The 12337-nt window shown below is 65.3% G+C and carries 13 protein-coding genes; 5 read left to right on the top strand and 8 right to left on the bottom strand.

Annotated features, from left to right (window positions below; genetic code table 11):
* Positions 1 to 73: 73 nt before the first annotated feature.
* The 5 genes from pssA to PA01_02000 all read right to left on the bottom strand — a co-directional run bounded on the left by pssA (position 74) and on the right by PA01_02000 (position 5111).
* Positions 74 to 847 (bottom strand): CDP-diacylglycerol--serine O-phosphatidyltransferase, encoded by a 774-nt coding sequence (gene pssA, locus PA01_02020; GenBank protein ID KON80582.1) that lies wholly within the window; start codon positions 845 to 847, stop codon positions 74 to 76.
* Between the two features lie 83 nt (positions 848 to 930).
* Positions 931 to 1578 (bottom strand): phosphatidylserine decarboxylase, encoded by a 648-nt coding sequence (locus tag PA01_02015; protein ID KON80581.1) that lies wholly within the window; start codon positions 1576 to 1578, stop codon positions 931 to 933.
* A 69-nt stretch (positions 1579 to 1647) separates the two neighbouring features.
* Positions 1648 to 2664 (bottom strand): ketol-acid reductoisomerase, encoded by a 1017-nt coding sequence (ilvC, locus tag PA01_02010; protein KON80580.1) that lies wholly within the window; start codon positions 2662 to 2664, stop codon positions 1648 to 1650.
* A 97-nt stretch (positions 2665 to 2761) separates the two neighbouring features.
* On the bottom strand, positions 2762 to 3253 hold the full coding sequence (gene ilvN / locus PA01_02005) for an acetolactate synthase small subunit (GenBank protein KON80579.1): 492 nt from the start codon (positions 3251 to 3253) through the stop codon (positions 2762 to 2764).
* Between the two features lie 148 nt (positions 3254 to 3401).
* Positions 3402 to 5111, bottom strand: coding sequence for an acetolactate synthase 3 catalytic subunit (locus PA01_02000; protein ID KON80578.1), 1710 nt, complete (start codon positions 5109 to 5111; stop codon positions 3402 to 3404).
* Positions 5112 to 5232: 121 nt separating this feature from the next.
* On the opposite strand from PA01_02000, the gene PA01_01995 reads away from it, so the two are divergent.
* The 5 genes from PA01_01995 (at position 5233) to pepN (ending at position 9944) form a co-directional block, all read left to right on the top strand.
* A complete protein-coding gene (locus tag PA01_01995; GenBank protein ID KON80577.2) occupies positions 5233 to 5796 on the top strand; it encodes an RNA polymerase sigma factor in 564 nt (187 codons plus the stop codon).
* Positions 5793 to 6167 (top strand): DUF3619 family protein, encoded by a 375-nt coding sequence (locus PA01_01990; protein KON80576.1) that lies wholly within the window; start codon positions 5793 to 5795, stop codon positions 6165 to 6167. The genes PA01_01995 and PA01_01990 overlap by 4 nt, the downstream gene beginning before the upstream one ends.
* Complete coding sequence (locus tag PA01_01985; protein KON80575.1) at positions 6140 to 6580, top strand: DUF3106 domain-containing protein; 441 nt, start codon at positions 6140 to 6142, stop codon at positions 6578 to 6580. The genes PA01_01990 and PA01_01985 overlap by 28 nt, the downstream gene beginning before the upstream one ends.
* 25 nt (positions 6581 to 6605) lie before the next feature.
* The gene (locus PA01_01980) at positions 6606 to 7049 is read left to right on the top strand and encodes an RDD family protein (GenBank protein KON82243.2); all 444 of its coding nucleotides are present in this window, start codon (positions 6606 to 6608) and stop codon (positions 7047 to 7049) included.
* A gap of 192 nt (positions 7050 to 7241) precedes the next feature.
* Complete coding sequence (gene pepN, locus PA01_01975; protein ID KON80574.1) at positions 7242 to 9944, top strand: aminopeptidase N; 2703 nt, start codon at positions 7242 to 7244, stop codon at positions 9942 to 9944.
* Positions 9945 to 10054: 110 nt separating this feature from the next.
* Here the strand turns inward: pepN and PA01_01970 are convergent, their stop codons facing one another.
* The 3 genes from PA01_01970 to panB all read right to left on the bottom strand — a co-directional run bounded on the left by PA01_01970 (position 10055) and on the right by panB (position 12316).
* Positions 10055 to 10501, bottom strand: a complete 447-nt coding sequence (locus tag PA01_01970) for a CBS domain-containing protein (GenBank protein KON80573.1) — start codon at positions 10499 to 10501, stop codon at positions 10055 to 10057.
* 138 nt (positions 10502 to 10639) lie between these two features.
* Entirely contained in the window at positions 10640 to 11470 is an 831-nt protein-coding gene (gene panC / locus PA01_01965) for a pantoate--beta-alanine ligase (protein ID KON80572.1), read from the bottom strand.
* Positions 11471 to 11500: 30 nt separating this feature from the next.
* The gene (panB, locus tag PA01_01960) at positions 11501 to 12316 is read right to left on the bottom strand and encodes a 3-methyl-2-oxobutanoate hydroxymethyltransferase (protein ID KON80571.1); all 816 of its coding nucleotides are present in this window, start codon (positions 12314 to 12316) and stop codon (positions 11501 to 11503) included.
* Positions 12317 to 12337: the final 21 nt, after the last annotated feature.

Raw genomic sequence — 12337 nt, 5'->3', positions numbered from 1 at the left:
AGAACTCGCCGCTCCGGGAGCCTCGCGCAGCCGTGCCTCCCGGCCTTGCGCTGCGCGCCTCTTGCGGACCGGGTCAGGGTGCCGGTTCGTCGTCTCGCGGTCCGACCGCCGCCTCTTGCGTGCGCCGTCGCTGCATGAAGCGCCAGATGTAGACCACGTAGCCGGAGACGGCATAGCCCAGAAATAGCGCGAACAGTACCCCCGGCGGGTAGCTCGATACCAGTGCGAAGGCCAGCACCAGCGCGATGACGACGATGAACGGCACGCTCTTGCGCAGGTTGATGCTCTTGCCGCTCCAGAACAGCACGTTGCTGACCATCGACAGACCGCTGAAGATGGTCAGCGCCGCGGCGAACCAGCGCACGTCTTCGCCCGTCAGGCCGTTGTCGATGACGACCCACACCAGCCCTGCGATCAACGCGGCGGCGGCAGGACTGGGCAGCCCCTGGAAGTAGCGTTTGTCGATGACGTCGATGTTGGTGTTGAAGCGGGCCAGTCGCAGCGCCGCGCCGGCACAATAAATGAACGCCGCGATCCAGCCGAGTTTCCCCATATCCTTGAGCGCCCACTCGTACATCACCAGCGCCGGGGCCGCGCCGAACGACACCATGTCGGAAAGCGAATCGTATTCCGCGCCGAATTCGCTCTGCGTGTGGGTCAGGCGCGCGACGCGGCCGTCGAGGCCGTCGAGGACCATCGCGACGAAGATCGCCACCGCCGCATGTTCGAAACGCAGGTTCATCGCCTGCACGATCGCGTAGAAACCCGCGAACAGTGCCGCGGTCGTGAAAAGGTTCGGCAGGATGTAGATGCCGCGCCGGCGTTTCTCGGGGGAGATCATGGGCATGAGGAGGCGTGTTCCGCTATGGGCCGGGATGCCGAATGGCGATTCTAGCGCAGCCCCGGAATGTCATGACATGCCCCGCGCAATCAGGGCAGCTCGGCCAGGATCGTGCTCGACGCCGAAACCTTGTCGCCGATCGTCACGCGCGCGCGGCTGCCCGGAGGCAGATAGACATCGACGCGCGAGCCGAAACGGATGAAGCCGTAGCGCTGTCCACGGGCAAGCGACGCTCCCGCTTCGACGTAACACAGAATGCGCCGGGCGATCAGGCCAGCGACCTGTACGCACGTGACGTTGTGCCCGTCCCGCGTGCGCAGGTGCAGCGCATTGCGTTCGTTCTCCACCGACGCCTTGTCGAGCGCGGCATTGACGAAACGCCCGGCGTTGTACCAGCGCGCGACGACTTCGCCATCGACCGGGCTGCGATTCGAGTGCACGTTGAACACGTTCATGAACACGCTGATCTTGAGGCTGTCCCGGTCGAGATACGGATCGCGTACCGGCTCGATCGCGACGATGCGCCCGTCGGCAGGCGACAGCACGTCCTTCGCGCCCTGCGGGATCGGCCGCGACGGATCGCGGAAGAACTGCACGACGAAGATGAACAGCAGCCAGAACGGCAGTGCCCAGCCGAAGCCGGCCGCGCCGTTGATGACCAGCGCGACCGCCAGTGCGATCGCGATGAAAGGCCAGCCTTCGCGGGCGAGGAGCGGGTGCGGATAATTGTTTGACATGATGTACCCGAGATAAAAAAAGGCCGGGTTCCGGCAAGACGCGGAACCCGGCCCGTCGTTCGAGACAGCTCAGTTTTTTGACTGATCGACGAGCTTGTTCTTCTTGATCCACGGCATCATGTCGCGCAGCTGGCCGCCGACCTGCTCGATCGGATGCGCTGCGTTGAGGCGCCGGCGCGCCGTCATCGACGGATAGTTCGTGCGGCCTTCCTGGATGAACATCTTCGCGTACTCGCCGGTCTGGATGCGCTTCAGCGCGGCGCGCATCGCTTCGCGCGACTGCTCGTTGATGACTTCCGGGCCGGTCACGTACTCGCCGTACTCGGCGTTGTTCGAGATCGAGTAGTTCATGTTCGCGATGCCGCCTTCGTACATCAGGTCGACGATCAGCTTGAGCTCATGCAGGCACTCGAAGTAGGCCATCTCGGGCGCGTAGCCGGCTTCGGTCAGCGTCTCGAAGCCCATTTTCACGAGCTCGACGGCGCCGCCGCACAGCACGGCCTGTTCGCCGAAGAGATCGGTCTCGGTTTCTTCGCGGAAGTTCGTCTCGATGACGCCGCCCTTGGTGCCGCCGTTGGCCGCGGCGTACGACAGCGCGATGTCCTTGGCCTTGCCGGAGCGGTCCTGATGCACCGCGATCAGCGACGGCACGCCGCCGCCCTTGAGGTATTCCGAACGCACGGTGTGGCCCGGGCCTTTCGGCGCAACCATGATGACGTCCAGATCGTCGCGCGGCACGACCTGGTTGTAATGCACGTTGAAGCCATGCGCGAACGCGAGCGTCGCGCCCTGCTTGATGTTCGGCTCGACGTCGTTGTAATAGACACCGGGGATGTTCTCGTCGGGCAGCAGGATCATGACGATGTCGGCATCGCTGACCGCTTCGGCGACTTCCCGGACGTCGAGACCGGCTGCTTCGGCCTTCTTCCACGAGGCGCCGCTCTTGCGCAGGCCGACCGTGACCTTGCAGCCGGAATCCTTCAGGTTCTGGGCATGGGCGTGACCCTGCGAGCCGTAGCCGACGATGGTGATCTGCTTGCCCTTGATCAGGGAGAGGTCGGCATCCTTGTCGTAATAGACTTTCATGTTGTTCCTTTCAGCTTTCGATGGGGGTGGCTTCCGGCGCTCGCCATGATAGCGGCGCTCGCACCGGTCGCAAATGGTTCGTTCGGGTTCGTTCGAGTCAGACTTTCAGGATGCGGTCGCCACGGCCGATGCCGCATACGCCGGAGCGGACGATTTCGAGGATCAGCGCCGGATCGATCGCATCGATGAACGCGTCGAGCTTCGACTGGCTGCCGGTGAGCTCGATCACGTAAGAGGTGTCGGTCACGTCGATGACGCGGGCGCGGAAGATGTCCGCCATGCGCTTCATCTCGTCGCGGTCCTTGCCGGTTGCGCGGACTTTCGTGATCATCAGTTCGCGCTCGATATGCGCCGATTCGGAAATATCGACGACCTTGATGACTTCGACCAGCTTGTTGAGCTGCTTGGTGATCTGCTCGATGATGTCGTCGGAGCCGGACGTGACGATGGTCATGCGCGACATCGAGGCGTCCTCGGTCGGCGCCACCGTCAGCGATTCGATGTTGTAACCGCGCGCCGAGAACAGCCCCGAGACACGCGACAGCGCGCCGGATTCGTTCTCGATCAGCAGGGAGATGACGTGTCTCATGATGGTCTCTTTCGAGGGCTACGATTGAACCGCGCTTCCGCGGAGACGGACTGCCGGAGGCCGGCATCCGCGGCGACGGGCGCCGGTAAGCGCCCCGTCGCACGACGCGCCGGGAGTGTGTCGGCGCGTCCCGCGAAACGAACGGTGATTACAGGTCTTCGGCGGACAGGATCATCTCGGTGAGGCCCTTGCCGCCCTGGACCATGGGGTAAACGTTTTCCGTCTGGTCGATCTGGAAGTCGAGGAACACCAGATCGTTCTTGCGCGCGAAAGCTTCGCGCAGCGCGCCTTCGACGTCGGCCGGCTTTTCGATCTTGAAACCGACGTGACCGTAGGATTCGGCGAGCTTCGCGAAATCGGGCAGCGAATCCATGTAGGACTCGGAGTAGCGCTCACCATGGAAGAGCTGCTGCCACTGGCGCACCATGCCGAGATAGCGGTTGTTGAGGTTCACGATCTTGATCGGCAGGCGGAACTGCTTGCACGTCGACAGTTCCTGGATGTTCATCTGGATCGAGGCTTCGCCGGTGACGCACGCGACCGGCGAGCCGGGATGCGCGAGCTGCGCCCCCATCGCGTAGGGCAGGCCGACCCCCATCGTCCCGAGCCCGCCGGAGTTGAGCCAGCGGCGCGGCTTGTCGAAGCGGTAGTACTGCGAGGCCCACATCTGATGCTGGCCGACGTCGGACGTGACGAAGGCGTCCCCGCCGGTCACTTCCCACAGCTTCTGGATCACGAACTGCGGCTTGATGATCTCGTCCGAGTTCTTGAACTTCATGCAGTCGCGACGACGCCATTCGTCCACCTGCTTCCACCACGTGCCGACGTTCTCGGCATCGGGGCGGGCGGACGAGGCTTCGATCTGCCGGATCATCTCTTCGAGCACTTCCTTGACGTCACCGACGATCGGGACATCGACGCGGACGCGCTTCGAGATCGACGACGGGTCGATGTCAACGTGGATGATCTTGCGCGGCTCTTCGGCGAAATTGGCCGGGTCGCCGATCACGCGGTCGTCGAAGCGCGCGCCGATGGCGAGCAGCACGTCGCTGTAATGCATCGCCATGTTGGCTTCGTAGGTGCCGTGCATGCCGGGCATGCCGAGGTACTGGCGGTCGCTCGCCGGGTAGCCGCCGAGGCCCATCAGCGTGTTGGTGATCGGGAACCCGAGCAGGCGGGTGAGTTTGGTGAGCTGTTCGGCCGCGTCCGACAGCACGACGCCGCCGCCGGTGTAGATCATCGGGCGCTTGGCGTCGAGCAGCAGCTGCACGGCTTTGCGGATCTGCCCCTGGTGGCCCTTGACGACCGGGTTGTACGAACGCATCGAGACCTCTTTCGGGTACTCGAATTCGCACTTGTGCATCGAGACATCCTTGGGGATGTCGACCAGCACCGGGCCCGGGCGGCCGGTCTTGGCGAGGTAGAACGCCTTCTTGATCGTCGTCGCGATGTCGCGGACATCCTTGACGAGGAAGTTGTGCTTGACGCACGGGCGGGTGATGCCGACGGTATCGACTTCCTGGAATGCGTCCTGGCCGATCGCGGCGGTCGGAACCTGGCCGCTGATGATGACCATCGGGATCGAGTCGCAGTACGCGGTGGCGATGCCGGTGATCGCGTTCGTCGCGCCGGGGCCGGAGGTCACCAGCGCGACGCCGACGGTTTCGGTGCTGCGCGCGAATCCGTCGGCCGCGTGCACCGCGGCCTGTTCGTGGCGCACCAGCACGTGGCGTACCTTGTCCTGGTTGAAGAGTGCGTCGTAGATGAAGAGGACGGCGCCGCCAGGGTAGCCGAACACGTATTCGACCTTTTCTTCCTGAAGACACCTGATTACAATTTCCGCACCAGTCAGCACCATTACAAACTCGCTCATTGTTACGTTCTAAACGGCGAACGTTACCGGTCACTCGACATTTGGTCAAGGCTGCCGCCGCATTGCAGCAAAGCACTGAACAGTCGGGCTTCTGAAGGACTCACAGCTGGCTTCCCGGGTAGAACTCTCGACCTTCCTCGAAGGCGTCGAAAAGCGCGCGTTCAAGCAGGCCGTGTACGCGCTGAGGACCGACGAGGCGGCGCTCGATGCGGTGCAGGACGCGATGCTCAAGCTCTCGGTCAGCTACGCCGACCGTCCGCCCGGCGAACTCCCGCTGCTGTTCCAGCGCATCCTGCAGAACGTGATCTACGACGCGCTGCGGCGGCAGAAGGTGCGCAACGCGTGGACCACGCTGCTGTCGTCATTCACGTCGGGCAGCGACGACGACAGCGATCCGCTGGATATGCTGACAGCCGACTCCGATGCCGCTCACGCCAGCACGCCGCACGCCCAGTTCGAGCGCGCGAGGACGATGGCGGCGATCGAGCGGGAGATCGCCCGCCTGCCCAATCGTCAACGCGAAGCCTTCCTGCTGCGTTACTGGGAGGAAATGGATATTTCCGAAACCGCCGCTGTGATGGGGTGTTCGGAAGGGAGCGTGAAGACCCACTGTTCGCGCGCCACGCAAACATTGGCGGCAGCCCTCAAGGCAAAGGGGATCGTGTTATGAACGAACAGGAGTTCGGGCACAAGCTCGCCGGTCATCTTTCGGCCGCAACCCGCGAAATCGACGACGAGCTCGCTCGCCGGCTGCGCAGGGCGCGCGAAGAGGCGCTGCGGGCCAGTTCCCGCGCCGGAACGTCGGGACGTTTTTTCGGCCGGAAGCTTCGTTTTCGCCTGATGCTTCCCGCGGTGCTCAGGCCTGCCGTGCTGGTGTTCGCGGTCCTCGCGACGGTGCTCGTCGGCGATTACTGGGTGACCTGGTCGCGTGTCAATTCCCTTCAGGAAGTGGACACGGCGCTGTTGATCGACGACCTGCCGATCGACGCTTATCTCGACGCGGATTTCAAGGCATGGCTGCAGCAAGACTCGCAATCCTGATCGCAACGCTGGTTTTCGCCGGCGCTGTCGGAGCGGTCACGCCGATCGGAGCGCCGGGATGGCGCGATCTGAACGCCGAACAGCGGGAAATCCTCGCGCCGCTCGCCAACGACTGGAACGGCATGAGCGAGCCTCACCGGCAGAAATGGATCGGCATCGCCAACAGCTACGGTCGGCTCACGCGCGAAGAGCAGGCGCGCATCCGCGCCCGCATGAAGGCGTGGGCCGATCTCGAACCCGAACAGCGCGAACGCGCGCGCGACCAGTACCGGACCTTGCGCAACATTCCTCCCGACCAGCGGGAGTCGCTGCCCGAGCTGTGGCAGCGCTACCGCAGCATCCCGCCGGAAAAACGCCAGCCGCAGCACGACAGGCGCGAGCCGCGCTCGCCGTTGCGTGCGGACGACAAATGAAACTCTCGCTGAACTGGATCTTCGATTGAACAAGCCTTTGCCGCAGCGCCCCCGCGTCGAACTGGCCGGCCTGCGTCGCCGCCTTGCCAGCATGCTGTACGAAGCGCTGCTCCTGCTCGGTGTGCTCGGGCTGACGTTCATGGTCCCCTATCTCGTGCTCGGCGTCGTCCTGAACGTCGCTCCCGCGGGATGGGTCGCGTGGCTGCATGTATATCTGGTGCTCGGTGCGTACTTCGTCTGGTACTGGCGGCGGCGCGGCCAGACGCTCGCGATGCAGACCTGGCGCCTGCAGCTCGTGGCGACGGACGGACGTTCGGTGCCGGTCGCGACAGCCTGGCTGCGCTACACGCTCGCGTGGCCTTCCGTGCTGTGCTTCGGTGTGGGGCTGGTGTGGGCGCTCGTGGACCGCGACCGCCAGTTCCTGCACGACCGGCTCGCCGGAACGCGCGTCGTGTTCCGGCCCGCCTGACCCCGGCGCCGCTCGGACCGGCGCGGCGGGTGCCGCTTGCGGCGGCAGCGAAGCGGCTTCGTGCCGTGGCACGAACCGCCAACGGTCTTCCCGTTCCGTATGCCGCGTTCCCGCGCCGCATTCTTCGCGTCGCAAAAATCCTGCGTATACTTTGAATTTGCCTGAAGGGATCCGGCTCGACCGGAGACGACAATGAAAACGGAAAACGCCCCCAGCATTCTTCGATCCGCCTATGTGCCCCTCGCGTGGCGGATCGACCACCTCGACCTGCACTTCCATCTCGATCCGGTGGCGACGATCGTCAAAAGCCGTCTGCGCTGCGTGCGCAACGCGGTCGCGCCCGCGGCCCCGCTGCGGCTCTGCGGTGAAGACCTCGAACTGCTCGAGCTGATCGTCAACGGCGCGCAACCGGCGCCCGACGCAGTTACGCGCACCGCTGACGGAATCGAGATCACGCTGGCAGGAGAACGCGCGGAAATCGAAATCGCCACTCGCGTCGACCCGTCGGCGAACACGACGCTTTCGGGTCTCTACCTGTCTCGCGGCGGCTTCTTCACCCAGTGCGAAGCGGAAGGTTTTCGCCGCATAAGCTTCTTTCCCGACCGGCCCGACGCGATGACGCGGTTCACCGTCACGCTGGAGGCGGACGCCGCGACGTGCCCGGTGTTGTTGTCGAACGGCAACCTCGTCGAGCAGGGAGCACTCGAGGGCGGTCGCCACTATGCCAAGTGGGAAGATCCGTTTCCGAAACCGTCCTATCTTTTCGCGCTCGTCGCGGCGAACCTGGTGTCGCTCGAACGGCGGGTGAACACCGCGTCCGGGCGCGAGGTGCTGCTGCAGGTGTGGGTCGAAGACGGCAATCTCGACCGCAGCGCGCACGCGATGGAGTCGCTGATCCATTCGCTGCGCTGGGACGAGCAGACTTTCGGCCTCGAACTCGATCTCGACCGCTTCATGATCGTCGCCGTGAGCGACTTCAACATGGGCGCGATGGAGAACAAGGGCCTCAACATCTTCAACTCGAAGTACGTCCTGGCGAAGCCCGACACCGCTACCGACGTCGATTACGAGAACATCGAAAGCGTCGTCGCGCACGAGTATTTCCACAACTGGACCGGCAACCGCGTGACATGCCGCGACTGGTTCCAGCTCACGCTCAAAGAAGGGCTGACGGTATTCCGCGACCAGCAGTTCTCCGCCGACATGCTCGGACGCATGGCCGAGGCGGGGGGCGAGGCCGCCGCCGCGTCGGCTCGCGCCGTGAAGCGGATCGACGACGTGCGCGTGCTGCGCACCGCGCAGTTCGCCGAGGACGCGGGCCCGATGGCGCATCCGATCCGCCCGGGCAGCTATCAGGAAATCAACAACTTCTACACCGCGACGGTGTACGAGAAGGGCGCCGAAGTCATCCGCATGCTGCACACGCTGCTGGGTGCAGAAGGGTTCCGCAACGGCATGGACCTGTACTTCAGCTACCACGACGGCCAGGCGGTGACCTGCGACGATTTCGTCGACTGCATGGCCGAAGCGAACGGGCGCGACCTCGACCAGTTCATGCGCTGGTACGGCCAGGCCGGCACGCCGCGCGTGAAGGCCGAAGGGCGCTACGACGCCGAAAGCCGCAGCTACACGCTGACGCTCGCGCAGCACACTCCGCCGACGCCGGGCCAGCCTGAAAAGCTGCCGCTCGTGATTCCGGTCGCGGTAGGCCTGATCGGGCCGGACGGCGCCGACCTGCCGCTGCGGCTGCACGCCGACAACCACGGCGCGACGACGAAACTGATCGAGCTGACCGAAGCGGAGCAAAGCTTCCAGTTCACGGACCTCGACGTCGAGCCCGTGCCTTCGCTGCTGCGCGGTTTTTCCGCCCCGGTGATCCTCGAGCTCGACGAGGACGACGCGCGCCTCGCGTTCCGCATGGCGCACGACTCCGATGCGTTCAACCGCTGGGATGCGGCGCAGCGCTATGCGGAGCGCGTCGCCCTTGCGCTCGCTGCCGACGCCGCCGCAGGCCGTCGGCTGGCGGTGCCGGCCGCTTTCGTCAGCGCTTTCCGCGCGCTGCTGACGGATGAAGTGCTCGACCCCGCTTTCAGGGCGCAGGCCGCTGCGCTACCTGCCGAAGCCTATCTGCTCGAACGCATGGCGGTCGCGGACCCGGCGCCGCTGCGCGCGGCGTTGATGACGCTGATGCGCGAGCTGGGTGGAGCGCTCAGCGACGAGTGGCTGACGCTTTACCGCAAGCATGAAGTGACCGGGCCGTACCGCTATCATCCGGCCGACGCGGGACGGCGCGCGCTGCGCAACCTCGCGCTGAAGTATCTTGCTGCCGCCGGAGTCGGCGAAGGTCTCGAGCGGGCGCACGCGCAGTTCGAGCGCTTCGACAACATGACGGAAGGCTTCGGGGCACTCGCCGCGCTGGTCAACAGCGCGAGTCCGGCGCGTGAGGCCGCACTCGACGCGTTTCATCGCCGCTACCGCGACGACGCGCTCGTGCTCGACAAGTGGTTCGCGCTGCAGGCCGGCGCATGGCGCTGGCAGGCCGAGGCTCCAGCGGTGCTCGAGCGGGTGCGCAGGTTGATGGACGATCCGGGTTTCAGCATCGAGAACCCGAACAAGGTCTATGCGCTGCTCGGGAGTTTTTTCCGCGCCAATCCGGCAGAGTTCCATGCGCCGGACGGCGGCGGGTACGTATTCTGGGTCGACCAGGTGCTGGCGCTCGACCAGCGCAACCCCCAGGTCGCGTCGCGCATCGCACGGGCGCTCGAGAGCTGGCGCCGGTTCACGCCTGAAATACGGAATCGCGTCGGCGTGCAGCTCGAGCGCGTGCGCAGCGCCACCGGACTGTCACCCGACGTCGCGGAGATCATCGACAAGGCGCTGCAGGAGGGGCGCTAGCGCGACGCCGGCGCAGCCCGCCGGGATCGGAAGGCGAAGCGGGCGCGGCTGGGCGCAGCGTGCGCTCTGGGCCGCGCAGCCGATTCGGCAGACTGCGCCGTCGCGGCCGCTCAGTTCGTGATGTCGCCGGCGATGTAGCTCGACAGGTGGCTGATCGTCTCTTCCTGCTGGACGATGATCGATTTGACGACGTCGCCGATCGTCACGATGCCGACGATCTTGCCGCGCTCGACGACCGGCAGGTGGCGAAAGCGGTTCTCGGTCATGATGTTCATGACCTCATCGACGGTGTGCGACGGCGTGATCGTGCAGACGTTCGGCGTCATCAGCTCGCCGACCGTCGCCTCTTTCGAGCTGAGGCCTTTCAGCACGAGTTTCCGCGCGTAGTCGCGTTCGGTGAATATCCCCGTGAGGTGATCGTTTTCGGTCACCAGCACGGCGCCGATGTCGTGCTCGGCCATGACTGCCAGCGCATCGAACACGCTGACGTCCGGCGACACCGCATGGGCGCCTGCGCCTTTTGTTTCCAGAATCTGCCGCACTGTCGTGATGGTCATCGCTGCTTCTCTCCTCTTGTCGTTGGCTGCCGTGCCGGCCGGCACCGACGTGAACACGTCGTCATAGCTTGAATCGACTTCGGCGCCGACGCAAGCGCCACCTGCGCGGGCAAGCGGGCCGGCGGCGCCCGATGCAGTTCAGATTTCGAGATTATCGATCAGCCGCGTGTGGCCAAGCTTCGCCGCGGCGAGGACGACCAGCGGATCATCGGCGTGACCCGGAGGCTGCAGGTCCGCGCGACGGCGCACGGCGACGTAGTCGGGGTGCCAGCCATGCGCGGCGAGCCCGGCCGTGGCCTCGGTTTCGAGCTTCAGGAAATCACGATCGCCGCTTAGGACGGCATCTCGGATGCGCGCGAGTTCGCGGTACAGCCGCGGCGCTTCGGCGCGCTCTTCGGCGGACAGGTAGCCGTTGCGCGACGACAGCGCGAGCCCGTCGGCCGCGCGGATCGTCTCGCCCGGCACGACTTCGACTGCGACGGCCAGTTCGCGCACCATGTTCGTCAGCACCATCAGCTGCTGGTAGTCCTTCTTGCCGAACAGCGCGACGTCCGGGCGCACGATATTGAGGAGTTTCAGCACGACGGTCGCGACGCCGCGGAAGTGATCCGGGCGAAACTCGCCTTCGAGGATGGTCACATGCGCCGGCGCCGGCTCGACGTGGTACTGCTGCGGTTGCGGGTACATTTCGCCTTCGTCCGGCGCGAACACGTGGGCGACACCGGCCGCCTCGAGCCGTTCGCAGTCGGCTTTGAACGTCCGCGGATAGCGGTCGAAGTCGTCGCGCGGGCCGAACTGCAGGCGGTTGACGAAAATGCTCGCGACGATCGAATCGGCATGGCCTGCGGCCTGCCGCATCAAGGCGATGTGCCCGTCGTGCAGGTTGCCCATCGTGGGCACGAGGGCGACTTTGCCGCCGAGCGCAGCGCGGGCGGCGCGCAGGCTCTGGATGGTGGTATGGATCTGCATGGCGAGGTCTCGGAGCGGAAAGGGCGCGGCTCAATAACAGTGTTCGGCGGCGGGAAAGCTGCCGTCCCTGACGGCCTGGACGTAGCTGGCGACGGCTTCGTCGATGTCGGTCTTCCCGGTCATGAAATTCCTGACGAAGCGCGCTTTCTTGCCCGGATAGACACCGATCATGTCGTGCAGCACGAGCACCTGGCCGTCGCAGTCCGGGCCTGCGCCGATGCCGATCGTCGCCATCGAGCCGAGGCTCGCCGTGACTTCCCGGGCGAGCGCGGCGGGGACCATTTCCATAACCATCAGCGCGGCGCCGGCCTGTTGCAGCGCAAGCGCATCGGCCTTCAGCTGCGCGGCCGCAGCCTCGCTGCGCCCCTGTACGCGATAACCGCCCAGCTGGTGCACGGACTGCGGCGTGAGCCCGATGTGGGCGCACACCGGGACGCCGCGCTCGACGAGGAAACGAACGGTTTCGGCCATGAAGGCGCCGCCTTCGAGCTTGACCATCTGCGCGCCGGCGGCGAGCAGGCGGGCGGCGCTGCGCATCGCCTGCGACGGGCTTTCGTGATACGCACCGAACGGCATGTCGGTGACGATGAACGGGCGGGTCGCGCCGCGCACGACACATTCGGTGTGATAGACCATGTGCTCGAGCGTCACCGGCAGCGTGGACTTCTGCCCCTGTATGACGTTGCCGAGCGAGTCACCGACGAGGAGGATGTCGACACCGGCGCGCTCGAGTAGCGACGCGAAGCTAGCGTCATAACAGGTGAGCATGCTGATCTTGCGCCCTTCGGCGCGCATCTTGCCAATTTCGAACAGGGTGACGGGTTTGTCGTCCTGGAGGTAGCTCATGGGGGACTCCTGAGGAGAGCC

Origin of the sequence: Azoarcus sp. PA01, from assembly GCA_001274695.2 — a bacterium.
Classification (GTDB): Bacteria; Pseudomonadota; Gammaproteobacteria; order Burkholderiales; family Rhodocyclaceae; genus Aromatoleum.
The sequence above is the reverse complement of the archived record's forward strand: the minus strand, read 5'-3'. Positions and strand labels throughout refer to the sequence as shown.

Coding starts and splice junctions, on each gene's coding strand:
- pssA (KON80582.1), bottom strand. CDS start 847: ATGCCCATGATCTCCCCCGAGAAACGCCGGCGCGGCATCTACATCCTG.
- PA01_02015 (KON80581.1), bottom strand. CDS start 1,578: ATGTCAAACAATTATCCGCACCCGCTCCTCGCCCGCGAAGGCTGGCCT.
- ilvC (KON80580.1), bottom strand. CDS start 2,664: ATGAAAGTCTATTACGACAAGGATGCCGACCTCTCCCTGATCAAGGGC.
- ilvN (KON80579.1), bottom strand. CDS start 3,253: ATGAGACACGTCATCTCCCTGCTGATCGAGAACGAATCCGGCGCGCTG.
- PA01_02000 (KON80578.1), bottom strand. CDS start 5,111: ATGGTGCTGACTGGTGCGGAAATTGTAATCAGGTGTCTTCAGGAAGAA.
- PA01_01990 (KON80576.1), top strand. CDS start 5,793: ATGAACGAACAGGAGTTCGGGCACAAGCTCGCCGGTCATCTTTCGGCC.
- PA01_01985 (KON80575.1), top strand. CDS start 6,140: ATGGCTGCAGCAAGACTCGCAATCCTGATCGCAACGCTGGTTTTCGCC.
- pepN (KON80574.1), top strand. CDS start 7,242: ATGAAAACGGAAAACGCCCCCAGCATTCTTCGATCCGCCTATGTGCCC.
- PA01_01970 (KON80573.1), bottom strand. CDS start 10,501: ATGACCATCACGACAGTGCGGCAGATTCTGGAAACAAAAGGCGCAGGC.
- panC (KON80572.1), bottom strand. CDS start 11,470: ATGCAGATCCATACCACCATCCAGAGCCTGCGCGCCGCCCGCGCTGCG.
- panB (KON80571.1), bottom strand. CDS start 12,316: ATGAGCTACCTCCAGGACGACAAACCCGTCACCCTGTTCGAAATTGGC.